The 21,210-nt window shown below is 41.0% G+C and carries 19 protein-coding genes; 13 read left to right on the plus strand and 6 right to left on the minus strand.

Annotation, left to right across the window (positions count from 1 at the left end; all coding sequences use genetic code 11):
- Positions 1-190 precede the first annotated feature (190 nt).
- A complete protein-coding gene (locus H6G59_RS06600; RefSeq protein ID WP_190712631.1) occupies positions 191-625 on the minus strand; it encodes a VOC family protein in 435 nt (144 codons plus the stop codon).
- 200 nt (positions 626-825) lie between these two features.
- Positions 826-1,338 carry a TIGR02652 family protein gene (locus tag H6G59_RS06605; protein WP_190712633.1) on the minus strand — a complete coding sequence of 171 codons (513 nt, stop codon included), beginning with the start codon at positions 1,336-1,338 and terminating at the stop codon, positions 826-828.
- A gap of 344 nt (positions 1,339-1,682) precedes the next feature.
- Between H6G59_RS06605 and H6G59_RS06610 the strand changes: the two genes are divergently transcribed.
- The 3 genes from H6G59_RS06610 to H6G59_RS06620 all read left to right on the plus strand — a co-directional run bounded on the left by H6G59_RS06610 (position 1,683) and on the right by H6G59_RS06620 (position 4,045).
- Entirely contained in the window at positions 1,683-2,204 is a 522-nt protein-coding gene (locus H6G59_RS06610; protein ID WP_190712635.1) for a gamma carbonic anhydrase family protein, read from the plus strand.
- A gap of 299 nt (positions 2,205-2,503) precedes the next feature.
- Positions 2,504-2,629 carry a photosystem II protein Y gene (locus H6G59_RS06615; RefSeq protein WP_016950225.1) on the plus strand — a complete coding sequence of 42 codons (126 nt, stop codon included), beginning with the start codon at positions 2,504-2,506 and terminating at the stop codon, positions 2,627-2,629.
- A 156-nt stretch (positions 2,630-2,785) separates the two neighbouring features.
- Positions 2,786-4,045, plus strand: a complete 1,260-nt coding sequence (locus tag H6G59_RS06620; RefSeq protein ID WP_190712638.1) for a bifunctional folylpolyglutamate synthase/dihydrofolate synthase — start codon at positions 2,786-2,788, stop codon at positions 4,043-4,045.
- Between the two features lie 56 nt (positions 4,046-4,101).
- Here the strand turns inward: H6G59_RS06620 and H6G59_RS06625 are convergent, their stop codons facing one another.
- Positions 4,102-5,400 carry an ABC transporter substrate-binding protein gene (locus H6G59_RS06625; protein ID WP_190712640.1) on the minus strand — a complete coding sequence of 433 codons (1,299 nt, stop codon included), beginning with the start codon at positions 5,398-5,400 and terminating at the stop codon, positions 4,102-4,104.
- A 143-nt stretch (positions 5,401-5,543) separates the two neighbouring features.
- On the opposite strand from H6G59_RS06625, the gene pilM reads away from it, so the two are divergent.
- The 8 genes from pilM (at position 5,544) to H6G59_RS06665 (ending at position 15,371) form a co-directional block, all read left to right on the plus strand.
- Positions 5,544-6,683 (plus strand): type IV pilus assembly protein PilM, encoded by a 1,140-nt coding sequence (gene pilM, locus H6G59_RS06630; protein ID WP_339327930.1) that lies wholly within the window; start codon positions 5,544-5,546, stop codon positions 6,681-6,683.
- Positions 6,684-6,687: 4 nt separating this feature from the next.
- Positions 6,688-7,482: a PilN domain-containing protein gene (locus H6G59_RS06635; protein WP_190712642.1), complete on the plus strand. Its 795-nt coding sequence runs from the start codon at positions 6,688-6,690 to the stop codon at positions 7,480-7,482.
- Entirely contained in the window at positions 7,479-8,255 is a 777-nt protein-coding gene (locus tag H6G59_RS06640) for a pilus assembly protein PilO (RefSeq protein ID WP_190712644.1), read from the plus strand. The genes H6G59_RS06635 and H6G59_RS06640 overlap by 4 nt, the downstream gene beginning before the upstream one ends.
- Positions 8,256-8,563: 308 nt before the next feature.
- Positions 8,564-10,996, plus strand: coding sequence for an AMIN domain-containing protein (locus H6G59_RS06645; RefSeq protein ID WP_190712646.1), 2,433 nt, complete (start codon positions 8,564-8,566; stop codon positions 10,994-10,996).
- Between the two features lie 416 nt (positions 10,997-11,412).
- Entirely contained in the window at positions 11,413-11,808 is a 396-nt protein-coding gene (locus H6G59_RS06650; protein ID WP_190712648.1) for a four helix bundle protein, read from the plus strand.
- 336 nt (positions 11,809-12,144) lie between these two features.
- A complete protein-coding gene (locus H6G59_RS06655; RefSeq protein WP_016950232.1) occupies positions 12,145-12,429 on the plus strand; it encodes an HU family DNA-binding protein in 285 nt (94 codons plus the stop codon).
- A gap of 26 nt (positions 12,430-12,455) precedes the next feature.
- On the plus strand, positions 12,456-13,589 hold the full coding sequence (gene cobD, locus H6G59_RS06660; protein WP_190712650.1) for a threonine-phosphate decarboxylase CobD: 1,134 nt from the start codon (positions 12,456-12,458) through the stop codon (positions 13,587-13,589).
- Positions 13,590-13,844: 255 nt separating this feature from the next.
- Entirely contained in the window at positions 13,845-15,371 is a 1,527-nt protein-coding gene (locus tag H6G59_RS06665) for a dihydrolipoyl dehydrogenase family protein (protein WP_190712652.1), read from the plus strand.
- Positions 15,372-15,432: 61 nt separating this feature from the next.
- On the opposite strand, the gene H6G59_RS06670 is transcribed toward H6G59_RS06665, so the two are convergent.
- Both H6G59_RS06670 and H6G59_RS06675 read right to left on the minus strand, forming a co-directional pair.
- Positions 15,433-17,163, minus strand: a complete 1,731-nt coding sequence (locus tag H6G59_RS06670) for a DUF3685 domain-containing protein (RefSeq protein WP_190712654.1) — start codon at positions 17,161-17,163, stop codon at positions 15,433-15,435.
- Between the two features lie 117 nt (positions 17,164-17,280).
- Entirely contained in the window at positions 17,281-17,739 is a 459-nt protein-coding gene (locus tag H6G59_RS06675; protein WP_190712656.1) for a Fur family transcriptional regulator, read from the minus strand.
- An 826-nt stretch (positions 17,740-18,565) separates the two neighbouring features.
- Here H6G59_RS06675 and H6G59_RS06680 point away from each other — a divergent pair.
- Entirely contained in the window at positions 18,566-18,970 is a 405-nt protein-coding gene (locus tag H6G59_RS06680; RefSeq protein WP_190712658.1) for a DUF6335 family protein, read from the plus strand.
- A gap of 273 nt (positions 18,971-19,243) precedes the next feature.
- Entirely contained in the window at positions 19,244-19,651 is a 408-nt protein-coding gene (locus H6G59_RS06685; protein WP_190712660.1) for a hypothetical protein, read from the plus strand.
- A 42-nt stretch (positions 19,652-19,693) separates the two neighbouring features.
- On the opposite strand, the gene H6G59_RS06690 is transcribed toward H6G59_RS06685, so the two are convergent.
- Positions 19,694-20,662 (minus strand): YegS/Rv2252/BmrU family lipid kinase, encoded by a 969-nt coding sequence (locus H6G59_RS06690; protein WP_190712662.1) that lies wholly within the window; start codon positions 20,660-20,662, stop codon positions 19,694-19,696.
- Between the last annotated feature and the right edge of the window lie 548 nt (positions 20,663-21,210).

Here is a 21,210-nt window from a genome sequence, read left to right on the forward strand (position 1 = left end):
TTAAGTTTTGCAACGGGGATTTAGACCCCGACACAAAACTTGCTGCCTTTAGAGACAGGGGAATTAAACCCCCACACTTTGTTAAAAATTCAGTCAACAGTATAAAACTGTTAATATAAAGTTCGCATGAATACTTGTAATTAGAACTGACACGGAGATGAGGACGCAAGGGAAGTTAAGAGTTCCCTCTTTACGAGTTACCCAGCTTCGACAAAAACCGGATCAACTCCAAAGGTAAACCATCAGCATCAGCGATAAAAGCGACTTCCAAAATGCGATCGCCTATTTGCTGTTGTGTTGGTTCTAAAAGGATTTTCAAAGGCTGTAAATCACTGACTGTAGCTATTCGCGCCTTTAAATTTTCCAACCAACCATACAAATCTGGCGTAACATCAGTTAAATCAAAGGAAAGATGATAGTAACCCACATAATGCTCATCTGCAAAAGCATCAGGGGCTGGTTTTGGCTGGGGAATTTGGATTAATTCAATGCGGCTATCCAAGCCTTCCATCCAACAAGCTAAAGTATAACCTGTAGTGAAGCGATCGCCAACCGTAAATCCTAACTGCTCATAAAAAGCGATCGCATGGTGAATATTCCCAGTCCGAATAGAAACGTGATGCATAATTCAGTAGTGAGTAGTGAGTAGTGAGTACCGAGTGCTGAGTAACGAGTAACACAAATTACCTTATTATAGTTTTGAACCAAGTAATGCTCCTTGTAAACAAGTAGGTGAATACCTTTGACTAAGAGCAACTACTAATTATGATCATTCAGCACTCCAGACTCGGTACTGCTTACTCGGTACTCGGTACTCGCTACTCCTTACTCAAACAGCCGGAAATAAGGATAACGCACCGGCACACCTAGCTCCTTGTCCAAATCAAAATTAATCACTTCCCAGCAAGGTTCATCAGCAGTATCTGGACTAAACTCAACTGGTAAGCCATACAAACGAGCAGAAGCACCTTCTGGTTGTCCAGCACGCCAAGGACTACTGCGTTCTAGATAGCCCGTCATCAACTCCTCATAACGTCGGGCAATAATCACCTTTGTAGCACGATAGCCTTGGGTATATAGCTTATCTAACGCTTCGTGAATTTCAAACCGAATGCCATCAGGATGAGTATGTTGTCGATACCATTCTCCATCCCATCTGCGCCAATGACGACCCGACTGGAGATGTACCAACTCCCCAGTTTTCGGATCTGCTTCAAAAGCGCCATGACGCGTACAAAGATAGGTATCGGTCAGTGTCAGCGCGGGAATAGTCTGGCGACAGTGGGGACACTGTATTTCAGGGCCAAATATTGGGTACTGCAAGGCTGGATTCATCATGAAGTGCGTACAAACATAGTTTTCTCTTCACCAGCACCATTGGGGTTAATTTTACACTCCAACTCCGCTACTTTTAATTACTTGCTCACTGTTCCACACAATCAGGGGGTTACTGCCTGAGCAAACTAGTAAAACACGACGAAAACAAAGCTACTATTAAAAATTGTTAAAAAGCTTGTGTAATCTGCTTTTTTAATTTTTAATTTTTAGTCTTTAATTCCGCCAATCTGTACTAGTTCCTTCCTCAGCCCAGAGGCCAAATGGCTGTGATATCCTGGTTGTGCGACCAGCCTCAAAAGTTGGAGTTTTTCCAGTGTTCCTGGGTACCATATCAATATTCTATCGTGTCTACTGTTTCCTACTGGACATCTCCCGATTTTTCTCAAGCTGCCTTTATCGCCACCAACGCCGTTGTTGTCGGCTCAGTCAGCATTGCAGCCAAAGTAAGCATTTGGTATGGAGCCGTTGTTAGAGGGGATGTAGAACGCATTGAAATTGGCGAATGCACAAACATTCAAGATGGAGCCATTCTACATGGTGATCCTGGTTGTCCCACAATCTTAGAAGATCATGTCACCATCGGACATCGTGCTGTGGTACATTCTGCCCATATCGAATCTGGTAGTTTAATTGGTATAGGCGCAATAATTTTAGGTGGAGTTAGAGTTGGTACAGGTAGCATCATTGGTGCTGGCGCAGTAGTCACCAAAGATATACCACCCTTTTCACTAGTCGTAGGCATCCCCGCTAAAATCGTCCGTCAACTCACAGATACCGAAGCAACAGAACTCATCGAACACGCCGAAAAGTACCATAAATTAGCCCTAGTTCACGCCGGTAAAGGGACTGATATTGGTTTTAGTTAAGTGACTGAGTATTTGGGTGATGGGGTGATGGGGTGATGGGGTGATGGGGTGATGGGGTGATGGGGAGACGCGGGGACGCGGGGAAAATGAAGAATAACTTAATTACCTATTCCCAATGACCAATGACCTGTTTGACCAATGACCTGTTTGACCAATGACCAATAGACATCTCCAATGACCAATGAATGACTTAACTATTCTTTACACTTAAGGTTGGAAAAATACCCCACTTAAGCTAAAAATAAAAATTGAGAACTGTTGACAAAACTTTAAATTCTAATTAACAGAGGGCTTCTAATATGGACATCGATACCCGTGTAGTAATTGTTTTAGCACCAGTAGTGATTGCTGCTAGTTGGGCTGTGTTTAATATCGGTGCTGCGGCTTTAAGACAAGTGCAAAACTTTTTAAACAAAGAAGCCTAATCAAGGGAACAGGGAACAGGGAACAGGTGAGTCCAGCGCCTTGGGCGGGTTTCCCGACTTGTGGCGACTGGCGTATCCCTGACGGGAGCCGGAGGCATCATCCGAAGGGGAACAGAAAAATATATACTGTCACCTGTCACCTGTCACCTGTCGCCTATGGTTGTAAGCATTGACTCTTTACTGCAACCCTTTCAACACTTTGGTGTCAATCTGGGACTCTCCCGCATTGTCAAATTATTGGCAAATCTGGGAAATCCTCATCACCAAGTTCCTGTCATTCATGTTGCTGGCACTAACGGCAAAGGTTCTGTTTGTGCTTACCTTTCCTCTGTACTGACTGAAGCTGGTTATCGGACAGGACGCTACACTTCTCCCCATTTAGTAGATTGGACAGAACGCATTTGTATAAATGAACAATCAATTAATACAGACGTTTTTTGTCAATTAATACTAGAAGTCAAAGCTGCTATTGACTTTGAAGAAGAATCACCTACTCAGTTTGAAGTAATTACCGCAGCGGCTTGGTTATATTTTGCACAAGAAAAAGTTGATGTGGCGGTGGTAGAAGTCGGATTAGGTGGGCGTTTAGATGCAACTAATGTCTGTTCTGAGCCTTTGGTGACAGTAATTACTTCTATCAGTCGGGAACACTGGCAGCAATTAGGCCCCACTGTTAGAGATATTGCCAGAGAAAAAGCTGGGATTCTCAAACCTGGATGTCCTGTAGTAGTAGGTCAATTACCAGCAGAGGCACAAACAGTCGTGCGATCGCTTACCGTAGTATTACAATGCCCTCTAGTCATGCCTCAGCCAGGATTTCCCATAGCTACAGATTGGGCAGAATATCAAAAAATTCAAAGTGCAGGATTAATAAAATACCCTCTTCCATTAAAAGGACAAATTCAACTAACTAATTCAGCTTTGGCTTTAGCCGCTTTGGAAATATTGCAACAAAAAGGTTGGAAAATTTCTGAAACAGCCATAGTCAACGGTATGGAAAAAACTAAATGGCCAGGCCGAATGCAATGGATTACCTGGAAAGACCATAAACTATTAATTGATGGCGCACACAATCCAGCCGCAGCAGAAGTTTTACGTCATTATGTAGATAGTCTCAATACTCAAAATATAACTTGGGTAATGGGAATGCTGGCTACTAAAGATCATGCTGATATTTTTCAAGCACTCCTCAAAAGAGGAGATAAATTATATTTAGTACCAGTTCCCGATAGTAATTCCGCCAATCTTGATCACTTAAGAAAATTAGCCCTAGAAACTTGCCCAGATTTAGGTTTTTGCAGCACCTATCCAGATGTATTCTCCGCTTTAGATGCTGCATTTACCTCTACAGATAATTTAGTAGTTTTATCTGGTTCTCTCTATTTACTCGGTCATTTTTTAGGAAATAGGGAATAGGGAATAGGGAATAGGGAACAGTTAGTAATTACGAATTACGAATTACGAATTACGAATTACCGATTATCCCATTGTTGTGCTGCATCTTCTACAGCTTTATCCACCGTTTTTTCACCCAACATTGCAGCTTGGATATTTTCATAAATTGCCTTTTGCAAGAGTTTGAAGTCTTTGATTTTTGGGGTTAAAACCTCAGCTTGTTGCATCTGTTGGGCGCTGATAATACGTCCTTTTTCCACAGTTGAGGCATTATTAGGAACTTCTTTAAAATAGCTGTCAGCAAGTGATTTGATTGTTGAAGGTAAAACATTAGCAGCTTTAGCAAAAGCTAGTTGATTTTCATCATTAGTAACAAATAAACCAAATTTAACCGCTGCGTCAGGGTATTTAGTGGCACGGGGAATGACTATATTCATGACAGCGACATTTTTCTTACCTGTATCACCTGTAATTTGGGGTGCGATAGCTGAAGCTTGAGCAATTTTTGGCGCATTATTAGATATCGTCTTCAAAAATTCAGGCCCAGAAGCTAAAAACGCAGTTTCACCGGATTGGTATAAATCAATTGCATGACGGTGTCCTTGTGTCAATGATTCTTTAGGTAGTAATCCTTTCTTATACAAATCTACCCAATACTGAAAAGCAGCTTTTCCCTGTGGTGAATTAAACCCGGCTTTACCCTCAGCATTGATTAAGGTGACTCCCATTTGCACAAATGATTCCAATACTTCACCAGAATCTTGGGGGACAAAAGTGGCAAAAAATGCGTATTTACCCGTTTTATCTTTGATTTGTTGTGCTGCTTGCGCTATTTCTGCATAAGTTGCAGGTGGTTTCTTGATACCTGCTTGTTTTAATAAATCAGTGTTATAAATAGTTAACCTCGTTGTGAGGTACCAAGGAATCCCAAAAGTCTTACTATTGAGGGTACTAGCTTGCCAAATATTGGGTAAATAGGAGGAACGAACCTCTTTTGGGACTTTTGCATCCAAATCTAACCACGCATTTCGTCCTGCAAGTTGGGAGGCAAAATCTGGATTAAGGTTGACAACATCTGGTGGCGTTTTTGCGGAGACAGCTGTTAAAATCTTGTTCTCCATCGCCGACCAAGGCACATCCACCCATTTAACTTTGATACTGGGGTTTTGCGATTCAAAAGTCGCAATGAGGCTTTGGAAGTAGTTGGTAAATTGAGGTTGGAGTTGCATAGTCCAAAACTCAATAGTTGCGGCTTCTGAAGCAGCAGGTTTTGTAGCTGTATTAACATTACTTGTACTACAACTTACTACCCAACTGCTAAGTAAGCCAATTAATGCCCAAACCGTCATTTGTTGGAATTTTCGTAATTGAATCATCGTGTTAATATTTTTACGATTGAAAAGGGTGAAAAGCTTATGCAGAAATGTCGAGATTATAGGCTATATAGATTACTTAGTACTAAATTAGTTTTGAACAGGATTTAAATTTTTCATTTAGCAATGTAGCAGGTAAGACTGTCGTGAAAGTCCTCAATAGTCTCAATAGTTTCAGTAATATCGTCAACATCGGTAATCTCTTTGGGAAATCTAATAGAGGGATTGGCATTGAGCTTGCACCAGAACGAATGAACATAGTTCAGCTACGCAAGCAACGTCAAGGCTTAAAAATAGAGTCGTTAACAACAGTACCAGTCCCAGAGGGAATAATTACCGACGGTCAAATTAATGATTCCCCAAGAATGGCGGAACTCATTCAGCAAACAATGGCTGAAAATAAAATCAAGGCTTCTCGCGTTGCTACTTGTGTCCCTGGGCGAGATGCTATTGTACGTGTTATCCCTGTGCCAGCAGAATTGGATAACAAAGAGTTACGGGAGATGGTACTCAACCATGAAGCAGCTTTGTATTTGCCCTATCCACGAGAAGAGGCTGATGTAGATTACCAGAAACTTGGGTACTTTGTAGATGAAGATGGAATTGAAAAAGTACAGGTGCTTTTGGTTGCCACTCGTAAGGAGGTAACTAATACCTATATCAATACGTTTACAGAAGCAGGATTAAAAATTGATGTTTTAGAAATTAACAGTTTTGCACTCATTCGGACTATTCGTGATCAGTTGAGACTATTTGGTCCTCAAGAAGCAGCAGTGTTAGTTGATATTGAGTTTGACAGTACGGAAATTGCCATCATTATCAATGGTGTACCGCAATTTTCGCGCACCGTGCCAATAGGCACATATCAGCTACAATCGGCTCTATCCAGGGCAATGAATTTACCCACATCACGAGATATGGATATGTTGATGGGAATGACTATTCCGGCAACTTCTAATGATGCGATCAAAAGCGGAACTACTGGGATTAATCCGGGAATGGCTCCCATGCTGAAAGTGCTGGGGGAATTATCAGACGAACTGCGCCGTTCTATCGATTTTTACATCAATCAAAGTGAAGGTTTAGAAGTAGCGCAGATTTTACTAGCTGGAACAGGGGGGGGACTCCAACAGCTAGATGAGTTCTTTACCCAACGTTTAGGTTTCCCCACCACCCAAATAGATCCCATCAGGGATTTGTCTTTGGAAGTAGAAGCTGAAAAATACCCATCAGTGCAACGCCCAGGCTTGGGAATAGTACTTGGTCTAGGAATGCGGGAGGTTTAACAAAGTGTATAGTCTGGATATTAATTTTCTCAAAGACCGCTTACCTGTTGATATCGACCCAGGAAAGCCTATCAGACAACCTATACAACTCGGAAATTTAAGACCAGTGTATTTGGGAGTTGGAGTAGGTTTGTTTTTACCTGCGTTGGCATTCTGTAGCTTATGGTTTTTGCAAATGAAAACCGCTGAGTTAGAGCAACTCATAGGAAAACTGGATCAAGAAAATAAGGAGTTAGATGGAAAAATAGCCAATATTAACAAAATCAAGGCTGAAACAACAGGGATTAAAGTGCAAACACAAGCTTTAGTAACTGTGTTTGATCAGATTCGTCCTTGGTCAGCAATGTTACAAGATTTGCGCGATCGCATTCCCAAAAATGTCCAAATTGACAATATCAAGCAAATCGCCCCTGTTATTCAAACCCAAGCCACCCCAGGAAAACCCCCCAGCAATCCAGCTGGAGGCTTAGAAATTAATGGCTATGCTCGCTCTTTTCGGGATGTTAACGACTTCGTCCTGAGTCTGGGACAGTCCAAGTTCGTCAATGCCTCAGAAAGTAAAATTAGCACAGCAGAGTTAATCGATGCACCTCCAGAAACAGGTGCTATTCAACCTGATGGTCAATCTAATGAAAGTAGTGTGAAAATTAAACCAATTCAAGTGGTTAAATACACAATTAAGGCAGGTCTGAGTACCACACCAGCATCTGAATTAATTCGTGAGTTAGAACAAAAAGGCACAGTCGGATTAGTGACTAGACTTCGTAGTATCCAAAAAACAGGAGTCATTTCCAAATGACGCTGAGTGATGATTTAAGTTTTTCACAACACGCTAACGGATTCGATGATGCCCCATCATCCAACCCCGTTGTTTTTGGCGTAACTTTAACAGCACCAATCATTGGCGGTATAGTCGGAGGACTAGGGTTTCTTGCGGCTGGTTACATGATACTTAACATGGTCATGCCCGCTTGGGATACCTATCAGCAGCAACAAACAAAAAGTCAGCAACTGCAAGGAGAAGTTGACCAAAAGAGACTCCAAGCTCAACAAATTGACAATGTACTGGCGGAGTTAGCCCAAGCCAAGCAGCAACAAGTCCAAGTTTTAGCTTTATTTGCTAACGAAAAAAGTTTGTCCACGTTGCTGATGGATACCAGTCGTTTGATAGATGCTAGCAATGGTAAATTTACCGCCAATTCTGTCAGAGCCACACTGAAAAAATTTGTACCATCAGGAGATAAACCAGAAATAATTATTGATGATAGCTTAGGAGCCGAAGTCAACAATAAGCTCAAACGCAGCAAGATCAAGGTAGAAATTGAAGGAACTTTTGAACAAACGCAGTCGATTATGCGTAACATTGAGCGTTTACAGCCTTTGTTGCTAGTCAAAAACTATGACTCAAAATTAGTTCCCCCAGAAATACAAAACTCAGAGGAAAACAAGAAGGTAGTGCAGGTTGGCCCAGGAAAACTGGCAACTTCCTTTGATTTAGAGGCTTTGATGCCATTGACTCCAGAGGAAGCAGCAGAAGTAGCTGCCGCTTCAGCACCACCAGCCCAGAAGTAACAATTACCAAGTTCTGAGTGCTGATTTGTAACTTAAATGCAAATCCAATGTACGACAAGTTTAATTACAGATGATTGGTTAAATAACCTTCATCCACTGCGTACATCAGAACTGATGAAAAAGAGGTTAGAGGCTAGTACTGCCGTGAATTCCAAATATAACCTACTGATTCCATACAGGATACAAAATTCAAAATTTAAAAAGTTTATAGTATGAGCTTTTTAAGTATTTTGAATAGTAGTTTTATTTCCGCCAAGCTGTACTAGTAGACATACAAACAAGGTTTTATTTAATGTGAGGAATGAACTGTGAAACAGGTTCATAGTAATGTTTTAATATCAAGTGTGGCTTCTTCTGTACTTTTGGCAACACAACCAGTGTTAGCACAAACAAGTCAAATTACTGACGTGCAACTAAATCCCGCCGATGGGGGAATTAGTGTAATTTTAAAGACTTCTTCCGGTAACAGACCCCAGGTTTTCACTACTAAAAGAGACAAATCTTTAGTTGCAGATATCATCAATACGCAACTGCGTTTACCCCAAGGTAAGAGTTTCCGGCAAGAAAACCCCGCACCGGGAATTGTATCTGTAGAAGTTAATCAGTTAGATGCCAATAGTGTCCGGGTGACAGTAACTGGTAGCGATAATGTCCCTACTAGTAAGCCCATAGTGCGACAAGATAACAGTCTGACTCTCGGCTTTACACAATCCACAGACGCGGCAGCAGCGGTACCCGTAACACCGAGTACAAACACCACAGCACCAGCACCCACAACACAAGCTAATACTCCTGTCGAGTCTGGCAAAAAACCGAATGTATTAGTGCCTAACCCAGAAATCACAATTGATGGTAAACCAGCACAACCAGCCGGTTCCAATCAACCTTACAATCAAGCACCTCCTTTCCTACCCAGAGCAGTTGCTCCTCCAGTGGGAGATATTACCCAAGCTAACATCGATACTTCTCCCACTACTATTGATTTAGGCACTCAAGAACGAGTTCCGCGTTTAGTATTGCGAGATGCACCAGTCAGGGAAGTGTTATCGCTGCTGGCTCGTGCAGCGGGTCTTAACTTAGCTTATGTAGGTAGCGAAGCAGCAGGAGCGCAACCTGCTGGGGGTCAGCCTGGTCAGCCTGGTCAGCCTGGTGCAGCGGCTGGGAATGAAAAGACAATTTCCCTAGATATAGAAAACGAGCCTGTGCAAGATGTATTTAATTACGTTTTGCGCTTGAGTGGTTTAGAAGCGAACCGCAGTGGCAGGACGATTTTTGTCGGCACTAAACTGCCTAATTCCACCCGTGATAATGTCATGCGTAGCCTGCGATTGAATCAGGTCACGGTGGGAGTCGCTTTGAACTTTTTAGTGGCTTTAGGTGCAGAAAGTGCTGTCAGCCGTGAAAGACAAGTTACTAGTGTCAATGCTGTGCCAGTAGGTACGGGAGTAGCACCTATTACCCAAACTCAAACAACAACGGAAACAAGAGTTGAAACTCAACGCATTAATTATACAGACTCAACACCTTTATTGAGGGGTTTACAGGCATTAGGAGACGAGCGTACCAATTCCATTACTTTGATTGGTTCTCCTAAAATGGTTGAGATGGCAACAACTCAATTAACTCAACTTGATATCCGTCGTCGTCAAGTGGTGGTGAATGTCAAGATTATTGATGTGAACCTGTCGGGAGAGCAACTTTACAATACCAGCTTTTCTTTTGGGATTGGTAATAATTACTTCTCTGTTGATGGTGGTGCAGCCAGTCTCAATTTTGGTGGTTCCAGGCCTCCTACTAGCACTGAAGCAAGAAACAGTGTAACTAGCACACCTACTACCATTAATCCACTTAGTGGCGCTAATATTTTTAATGACACAAGTGCATTAAATCCCCGTGCTGGGATACAAACTGACCCTACACGACCAGGTCTAACAGAATTTACCCCAGCCGTTCCAGGAACAACTACAACTGCAATTGTCCCGACTGCGATTGATCCTGTTACTGGGGAGCCTACTCAATTTGGTTTTCAAACTACTGTAACTCCTGGTACTCCTGCTGAGTACACATACGAGCTACCCACGTTGTACCAATTCCCCAAACGTCTTTTAGCTAGTTTGCAAGCTCAGGTTACAAGTGGCAATGCTAAAATTTTGACCGATCCAAGCTTAATCGTTCAAGAAGGTCAAACGGCTAATGTCAAACTTACTCAGGAAGTAGTAGGAAACATCAAGAACGAAATCACTCGTGGTGATGGTGCTACTACACAAACTGTAACAGCAGAAAAAACAGATGTGGGTTTGACCCTGGCTGTAAAAGTAGATCGCATTGACGATAACGGTTTTGTTTCCTTATCAGTTGCACCTGTAGTTAAAGCACCTCAGGCACCCGCAGACATTAACGTTGGTACAGGCTCTCAAACAATCTTCTTGGTATCTGAACGCTCCCTTAATTCCGGCACAATTCGTCTGCGAGATGGTCAAACGCTAATTCTCTCCGGTATTATTCAAGACCAAGACCGGACAAGTATCACCAAGATTCCTATTTTGGGTGATATTCCCTTTATTGGTTCCCTGTTTAGAAGATCAAACAGAACTAATGAACGCAGAGAGGTGATTGTGTTGCTCACACCACAGGTAATGGATGACTCTGAGCGTTCCAGCTATGGTTATAACTATAATCCTAGTCCACAGGTGCGGCAAATCCTTGAGCGTCGGGGTTTGAAGGTTCCTGGTAGACAATAGACTGTTTGGGGAGATAGGGAGATGGGAAGGTGGGGTGATGGGGAGAATAACCTTCTGCTTTCTGCCTCCTGTCTCTTGCTTCTTGCCTTCTAACTGGAGTTTAGACTAAATTCCATTTTTAAGACTACAACCCATACCCAGCAAGGATTTTAGATTTTATCATCCTCAAAAGCCCATAAATGATGAAAGCCTTTTAGAATAAGGGTTTTGCGGGTTTATTTTTGAAAATAGTCTAAAGTCCAGTTCTAACTTATCCTCCCTGGTTTGTTAATGCAGCAGGGAACAGGAAACAGAGAACAGGGTTGAAACTCGCTTTTTATATGGCTTTGTTCTTAAATTGTGTAACTCCTGCAACCTGAAATCTGCTGTAATTAAATTATTACTTACCTGGAAACTATAAATGGTGTGATAAATAGATGGGTAATGATGGCATTAAAAGTCATAGAGATTTGGAAGTTTATAAAATGGCTTTTGATGCAGCTATGACTATTTTTGAGGCTTCAAAAAAATTCCCTGTTGAAGAAAAGTATTCAATGACAGATCAAATCCGTCGTTCATCTCGCTCTGTCTGTGCTAATTTAGCGGAGGCTTGGCGTAAGCGACGTTATCAAGCTGCATTTATATCCAAACTTAGCGATTCAGAAGCAGAAGCGGCAGAGACGCAAACCTGGATAGAATTTGCAGTTAAATGTCATTATCTGGATATTGAGACAGGACGAAAACTTTATCATACGTATAACCAAATTCTCGGTAAATTAGTCAATTTGATCAATAACTCCTCCTCTTGGGTAATTAAACCTCACAAAAACTAGTCACCCCATCTCCCCACCACCCCACCACCCCACCACCCCACCGCCCCAATCCCCACTAAGTATTTATTCCTAAAAAGAGGGTGTTTCGAGTACAACAATGACCCAAAAAACACAAAAAATCCTGAAATCTATATAAATTAATGCTTTCATCTGTTCACTTCGGGCTACAACGCCTTAGAATGATTCATTGAAAAGTCGCGCCAATCAGATTTACAGAGATTTTGAGTGTAAATACTCTTAAGGAACGATTTTTGTAATTCTGCAAACAGAGATTTCCGTAAAGATGCGACAAAGTGCATCCTCAAAGAATCTCCAGTAAACCTCAAGGAGTTTGATATGAACAAAGGCGAATTAGTTGATGCAGTGGCAGAAAAGGCTAGTGTCACCAAAAAACAAGCTGATGCTGTTTTAAGTGCTGCCATAGAAACAATCATTGAAGCGGTTTCCTCTGGTGATAAGGTCACCTTGGTAGGATTTGGCTCTTTTGAATCACGGGAACGCAAAGCTCGTGAAGGCCGCAACCCCAAAACCAATGAAAAAATGGAAATCCCAGCTACTAAGGTTCCCGCCTTCTCTGCTGGGAAACTATTTAGAGAAAGAGTAGCACCCCCAAAAGAGTAAGTTCTGTTCTAGGAAATCGTTTTTTGATGCAACAACAAGCGCACGGGGGGAATTTAGCTTGGGCAGCAGCACTGGCTGGCTGTCCCCCTGATGCTATTGTGGATTTTTCTGCCAGCATCAGCCCGTTGGGACCACCAAACAGCGTTATTGCTGCGATTGTGTCCCAATTAGGTAATCTTAGGCACTATCCAGACCCAGATTATAGTGAACTAAAACTAGCTCTGGGTCATTTCCATCAAATAGCTTCTGAGTGGATTCTGCCGGGCAATGGTTCCGCAGAATTACTCACTTTATTAGGTAGGGAATTAGCGCAATTATCCGCAACAATGTTAATTACTCCAGCCTTTGGCGACTATTACCGCACTCTAGCGGCTTATAATGCTAAAGTTCTGGAGTTTCCGGTTGATTTGAAAACAGACAACAGGGAGCTAGAAGGTTATTCTCCCCATCTCCCCATCTCCCCATCTCCCCATCTCCCCATCTCCCCATCTCCCCACCTCCCCATCTCCCCACCTCCCAATTGCGGTTTACTGCTGAATAACCCCCACAACCCAACGGGAAAGTTATTTACACGGGATTCTATTTTGCCTTATCTGGAAGAGTTTGCTTTGGTGGTGGTAGATGAGGCGTTTATGGATTTTCTGCCCCCTGATGAGGAACAAAGCCTGATTGGATTGGTGCAGGAACATGAAAATTTGGTGATTTTACGATCGCTCACCAAATTTTACAGTCTCCCTGGGTTAAGACTAGGATATGCGATCGCTCACCCTCACCGTCTCGCTAAATGGCAATCATGGCGAGATCCCTGGCCTGTCAACACCCTCGCCGCCGCCGCCGCTATTGCCGCCCTCCAAGATACAGAATTTCAAGAACACACCTGGAAATGGCTACCACCCGCCCGAAATCAACTATTTCAAGGTATAGCCTCAATTCCCGGATTACAACCCCTAGAAGGCGCTGCTAACTACTTACTGGTGGAGTCTCAACAATCTACCTCCCAGTTACAATCACAATTACTCCAGCAGTACCAGATTTTAATTCGAGATTGTCTTAGTTTTAAAGAATTGGGCGATCGCTTTTTCCGAGTTGCTGTTCGTTCTCAATCAGATAACCAACGCTTACTAACAGCCCTTAAATCAGTGCTGAGTGCTGAGTCTTAAGAGATGGGAGATGGGGAAGAAGACGCGGTGACGCGGTGATGGGGAGACGCGGTGAGGAAGTCGGAGTCTTGGCGGTTTCCGTCGAGTCCGTTCGTCCGAAGGACGTGCCGGAGGCATCACTTCCGAACCCGAAGGGTGAGAAAGAGAGATTGTCTTCTGAGAGTCAACTCTTTCCCCCTATCCCCGTGTTTTCTTTTCCCATATCTCTATATCTCCGTGTCTCCGTGTCCCCGCGTCCTCTTTTCCCTGTTCCCGATGAAGATTGATTACGATATCGTCATAATCGGCGGTAGTCTTGCCGGATACCAAGCCGCCTTAGCTGCAACTCAATTACACGCCACAGTGGCTTTAGTACAGCCTCAAGTTAACTATGACTTGAATTATCATCATGCACTCAGCGAACTAGCGAAAAAGGCGCAGCAATCGCTTGATTTAGTAAATCTGGGGATTTTTGCCCCGCAGGTGAATACGGCATCAGATAATTATTTCAACAGCGTAAACAATCCTCCTACAGCAGGATTAACCGAAAAATCACCACCAGCAATGTCTAATTTCGGTTCTTCCAAAGCCGTGAAAGAGGCAATGTTATATGCTCGTGGTATGACTGCAAATCTTTCACATATCAATTCCCTCGCTAATTTAGCAGCCCAAGGGGTGGATATGATCTTTGACAGTGGTCAATTTCAATCTTCTCCCCAATTGGGTTTTGCGGTAAAAGACCGAATTTTACGCGGACGGACATATTTGCTTGCTTGCGGTTCACGTCCAGCAATTCCAGAAATAGAAGGACTACAAGCCACTGGCTACCTAACCCTAGCTAATATTTGGCAATCTTTAGATCAATCCAACCCCCCAAAAAATTGGGTAATTATTGGTGGTTTACCTCAAAGCATTGAAATTGCCCAGACTTTAGCAAGGTTGGGTTGTAATGTCATTTTAATAGTTAAACATCGCCATTTTCTGTCTCATCTTGATCCAGAAATAGCCCAATTACTACTCGCACAGTTAGAAGTTGATGGTGTGCGTGTTATCACCCAAACAGTAGTAACTCAAGTCTTGAAAATTGAAGGTAAAAAATGGGTTCAGGCTGGAGATATAGCCATTGAAACTGATGAAATTTTAGTCGCAACGGGACAACAGCCAAATATAGCATCTCTCAATTTAGCAGCAGCAGGTGTGAAATTTTATCCCCACCGCTTGGTAGTCAATGAAAAACTACAAACCACCAATCACAGAATTTACGCTTGTGGTGATGTTATTGGTGGTTTTGATATTGCCAATCTTGCTAATTATGAAGCCAACATAGCGCTGAAAAATGCTCTATTTTTTCCTAACCTTGCAGTTAATTATCGGCCTATTCCCTGGGGAATATTTTCTCAGCCAATGGTAACACAAGTTGGTTTAACAGAGAGCCAAGCTAAACGCCAATATGGTAAAAATGAAGTTTTAGTTTTAAAACAGTATTTTAAAACATCAGCAGCAGCCCAAATAAAAGGCGAAATTACTGGTATTTGTAAATTAATTGTCCGAAATAATGGAGAAATTTTAGGATGTTCTATATTAGGAGAGGAAGCAGCCGAGTTAATTAATCTAATTGCGTTAGCAATATCACAAAATATTCAGGTTAAGCATTTAGCAAATTTGGCTCCTGTTTATCCCAGCTTCTCGGAAATATTGGTAGAAACTGCAAGGGAATGGGGTAAGCAAAGACTTCATAAAAATTACGCTTTACAAGAGTTTTTGCAAAGCTTTTTCTATTTTCGCCGCAATTGGAATTTATAGTGTTTTTTTCACGCAGAGGAACGCAAAGTACGCGCGGAGGAAGGAGGAGGGTTTTTTGTAGTTATTTAGTCCGTTCTTTATGGCGATTCGGGGTTTTTTCTATTAAGGAGACACTACCAATACCTTGGAGGATTCCCCGCCCTATTAAACCCAATCCTCTTCCAATTACTTGGGTAAGAATGAAAACCAATCCACTACCTAAAAAGGATAAGATAGATTGTATGCGGGGTGCGATCGCATCACGAAATTCTAGCACTAATGTCACTACTAGGGGAATACCAGAAAGTTTTGCTAACTCTGGGCCGCGAGGTGCATATATTGATATTTTAGCAATACCACGAGGCGCAAATACAAATAGCTCATAGCGGCTTTCAAAAATTTCTTGGGCTTCAGTCACATAATTCCGCAGTCGGTATTTCCACGACAAGTTATTTCTAAATCGTTCAATTTCTCTGGTGGAAATCATGTGCCGATCATAATAACCTTGTTTAATCGTTTCTATATCTGCTAAAAAGTTTAGTAATGGCTGTACTACAGCATTAGCTACCTGAATCAACAAATTCTCTAAAATTATTGATGCTTGAGAATTTGCTTGTTCACTACCTGCTCGATAGGATATGTTATCAATATACAAATCTGTTTGCAAAACTAAATAAGAAAACAACTCGAAGGTTAAGGGAATTTTATTCAGAATTTGTGTTTCGATGCTTGCTGCGTTATCCAGCATAAAACCGGCTATTTCTATTTTGTTATCGCCTAAATATATACAGGAAAATTTTCCAAAAAAATCTCTAATTACTTCTTGCCATAAATCAATGAGTATTTTATTTTTTAAATCTTGTATTAAGTTTAATTTGACATCATTATTGCGTAAATCATCCAATTGTTGCGACAATTTTTGCAGGATGATATAAAGTAATTCTCGTTTTTTTTCTTCCCGAAAGATGTCAATTTCTAAGGGTATATCTGTGAGATTCTGTAGAGGAAACTGAAGTTTAGTAACGCAGGATGTAAATACTGTAGATTGCAGCACTCTTGGACTCAGTAAGGGCGGCAGAAAAGTTGGCATCTGCTGTGAGTTTAATGGACTAATAGCGTTAGTAGGATAATTAGGTGAAGGTAGTTGTTGAGAAGGCTGTATTGGTTGTTCTTCCTTTGGTGCAGCTAATAAATGATTAACCAACCAACGAGCGGCTAACAGTTCACGTCTTTGTCCTGCGAGAATAGCTTTATCTAATAGTGGTAGTCCAGGAATTTTTAATTGTCCTGTGACTGCGGTGAGAGTAGAGTTAATGTAGTTAATTCCTGACAAACGAACATTATTCCGCAGACTAGTAAAAGGCAAAGAGGATGACAAAGACGCGACTATAGACCAATAGTGACCACCATCTGCTACTTCTCGAATGATGGGGACTAATTCAGAAATAGATATACCTTTAGGACAATAGCCATTGACACCAGTAGACTTGGCTGCTAACAGCAGTTCTTGTGTGGAGATAACACTCAAAAGCAATATAGGTATCTGGGGGTATAATGCTTTGAGTTGTTTACAGAATTGCAAACCTAGTTGCTGAGATTCCCTAGAATAACCATTACCTAACTCTAAAACTATTAAATTCACTTGGTTAGGGTCTTGGGCTAAAATTTGGGCTAAAATTTGCAAAGCGGCGATATCTGTTGGGACATCAGCTATTATTTGTATATCGGATATGCTTTCCAGCGCCACCCTTAGCCCTAGACGAAAGATGGGATCTGGGTCAATTAGCAATAATCTTAAAGGGCGATCGCGCATAGTATACTCAAATACAAATACTTTTTTCCCAACTAGGAACCAGATTTTATACTTAGCTGATTAAATCTGATCGTTATCTATTATTCATGCCTATGCCCTATGCCCAATAACTCATAATTAATCACTATCTTGACCGGATGGTGAGTTACGATAGCCATAAAAGTTAATGGTGTAGCCAGTAATGTTCACTCCTGTTTGCACCTCAACTTGGTGGAGAAACTCTTCAGATAGTTCCACGTGAACATCGAGAATTTGATTTGTATCTATACAGTTGACGTGGCTATGGGCATCACTAATATTACCGTATAAACGTCCATCACAATGTTCAATACACTCAATGATACCCTGACTGGATAGGGCTTCTAAATTTTGATAAACAGACGTATGTCCGATATCTTTACCTTGTTGGTTTAAACGATCATAAATCTCTCTGGCAGAAAGATGTTCATTTGCTTGCCAAAGTAGTTCCAGAATAAAGCGGCGCTGGCGGCTGACGCGCATACCCAGAGCTTGACACTGTTCTAGAGCATCTTCTAAGGAACGAATTGGTTTTTTAGAAATAGCTGGTTTTTGCATATTTCAATTTCTTAACTACTGGGACATTTTTCCCGTTCAATGTTGAGTGTTGATTTATAGATGTCAGGATCTTAGACACATTTTTTGCTTATACCTATCTTGTTGGTATTTAGCACTGTAGTTATCACAGGCTGTAGCAACTCTTTTGCTTATTGACAGTTGCATTTTTACATCCTAGCTCTAAAACAAACTCATAACAACTTTAGCTTAAAATCTTTGTTAATGTCCATCCTAGGATAGTTGTATATTATTTACAAGTAGATGTGGTTGACATCTCTGGAATTCGTCAAAGCTATTTCTAGACTAGTTTTCAGCAAGCAATAGCATGATTACTAAAGAAGCCCTCTGATAAACACGAAAAGAATCAGAACAGCAGGCACACGTCACGCTGCGCTATGACGGCTAATATTAGGACTGCTATAGTAAAAATTTTTCATCTTTCTGAGCCGTATTTACTCTAGTAGTGTAATTATATAGGACTAATATTTGATTTTTGAAATAACTGAGATTTTTTCAAGAATCAAATCGGATTCTCATACCATCAATTTACAACTCAAATAAGATTGCCATATGACCTGTTTTATTACTACAAAAAATCAGGAGAAATTAAATAATATTAAAAAATAAATCAATAAAGATAATAACGAAAAAATTAATTAAACAAAAACGCCTTACTTAATACAGATCTACTCTATTAATCTTTAAGAAATTAGTTCACTTGGTTATAAAGAGATATATTGGTTTATGACTAAAGTTATACATCTTTAGTTAGATCAACCTGCTGTGTGAAACCGTTATAATCGAGATGCACCACCAGGTTATTTTTATGACAAAAAAACGACAGAAAAAGGAAGACGAAAATCAATCTGTTGATCTGCCACAGAAAATTACTGAATCCTATGGAACTGGAGTAAAAGACTTACCGGGATATAATGTTGGTCAACGTTCAGGGCGAGATCATGGGCAAGAGTATATAGAAAGCAGTCCTGAATTTCCGGCGGAATATAATATTATTGCTGATGAAGTTGATGTTTATTGGCAAGAGACTGTAGGAGATGAAGCTGTGGGTGGTACTGTGGCTACTCCTGAACACAATATAACGGAGGAATTAGAAGCAGCGGTAGGTTTAGAAATAAATGATGATACCTTTCTCCATACGAAGGATATTTTAGAACACCGTGATGAAGCTCGATGGGAACTAGATCCTCGGTCTGCCGAAGTTAAGGAGTGACAAGCAGAGTAAACACGATACAGGAAGAGGATTTCTTTACAAGAGATTCGGAAAAAATTGCCAATAATTAACTGTGTGGTTATTACCTCACATTATTGATAATTAATACGATAAAAACCAGTTATTTAGTTGTTTTTCCATGATGAATAAATCTTCCGATAGAGAATATTAGTTGATATTTTCTATTTCTTTACTTCTTGAGATAGTAGATTTATGTTTTTTATAAGTATAATCTAGTCTCGAAGTTATGAAAACAGAATGAGGAAAAAATTGATGGCTAAGGAAGCAGGGAAGAAACCCATTGATTCGGCTCATCGTATTGATTCAGATACATATGATCGGGGCATCATTCCAGCAGAAACAGCGGCGCGCATAGCCAGAGAAGGAGAAAATTATAAAAAAATTCCTACGGAAGAACAACTCTCAAGTGCGCCTACAGATGACCAAACTAATGATGAAAGCATCCGCACCACTGATGGTTACACTGTTGATCAAGAAGGTCTTTTAAATAACTATCCAGTTGAACCAGAGATGTATTATGAAGTTCCAGGGGATGCGCGAAAAGAAATAGCCAGAGATGCCGCAGAACGCCTTGAGGAACTACAAGAAGTTAAAGAAGATAAAGCCGGTGAATTGACAGAAAAAGGCGATAAACGAGGTAAAGGAACCGGCATTATTTAGTGAAGATGCTGTATTCTGGGTGTAATTACTTGATTGCACCCATTATTCATTTGAGTGTTTTATTTCCACATTCAAATGCGGCAGTCCTTCTAATTTTTCAGTGACTATTTCTTCCTCTACTGATGGCACAAAAATCCTCAAGCCACCTGGTATGCAGTTAATTTCTACAGGAGTTGTACCCACTATTTCCCCATCTATGACTATCTTTTGTGGTGGGTCAGTTGTGATTTTAAACTTTTGACTTCGCAGATAGCCAATATCATTACGTTCCGTTGCGGTACCTGTGGAAGCACTTTGAAGTAAATGGAACGTGGCTGCGATCGCACCAGCTTTATTATCTGGAGCTACAATTGTTAAATCTAGCAATCCATCATCAAAAATAATACCCGCTGGACCCTGAGCTAAAACTGATGTGGGAGGTGCAGCATTGGCCACTGTCACCGCTGACGCAATGGTTCTCACTATCTTGTCTTCTGTTTCAATTTCGACAGCGAATTTCTGCAAATTTTGTAGTTCTTGGATGCCTGCTAAAATGTAGGCTATCATTCCAAAACGATTTTTGGCTTCCCTGTCTGCTTTTTCGACTGCTCCCGCTTCAAAGCCAATACCGACCAATAAGACCATCGGTCTATCATTACAATAAGCTATATCTACTGTGCGGGTTTTGCCTTCTAAAATTGTTTCACAAGCGGCGACGATGGTATTGGGAATATTTAAAGCTGCTGCAAAAGCGTTTGCTGTTCCCCTGGAAATAATCCCAAAGGGAATATTAGTATTAATTACCGCAGCAGCAGCAGCTGATAAAGTTCCATCTCCCCCGGAAACAATAATCTCCTCTACTCCCCTTTCTACCGCTGCTTGAGCTAGTTGATCAGCATCTATTTCTTCAGTTGTGAAATAAATATCTAAGTCAATTGTTGGCTCTAATAATGCCCTAATTTGATCTAATTCTAATTCTGGATTCCCCTGACCCGCAACCGGATTAAATATCAGGCAGGCTGAACGATTCATAGAGCTAAAAAATAGGTTTACTCATATAGTAGTATATTCCAGGTAATGTAGTGTCTACTTCTACCTATCTATTAGATATCTCTAGAAATTAAATATTCTTTATCCAGAAACCTGATAGAAACGTTCCATGAGTAGTTTTATACTAAGTTTCCTAAATGACTTGTCACCAAAATTCTCAGTACAAACCCTAATTATCAGTTTTCAACCGAACATGATATGACAAATTGTTGAGTATATTTGATAACTTTCCAAATATCGTCTTACAAATCTTAAGCACTATTGATCGCTAAATATGCGTATATTTTTACCAAATTTTAACCTTATATTACTAAAAACTTAACCTTTTGGCTGTTCACTAACAATATATTCACTTTTTGCTGCAACATTTAGAACCCCCATAGACCTGGTATTTGCAGGAATTGGGGGATTATTTATTAGAAATTCAAGGGTTAAAGACTTCTACTCGACGGCAGCAATAAAAGCGGTAATTTATACTTAATTATGTTAACCTGCTCTGGGCGGGTTACAGTCGGCGATTTATATCAATT

Source organism: Anabaena lutea FACHB-196 (assembly GCF_014698305.1).
Taxonomy (GTDB): domain Bacteria; phylum Cyanobacteriota; class Cyanobacteriia; order Cyanobacteriales; family Nostocaceae; genus Anabaena; species Anabaena lutea.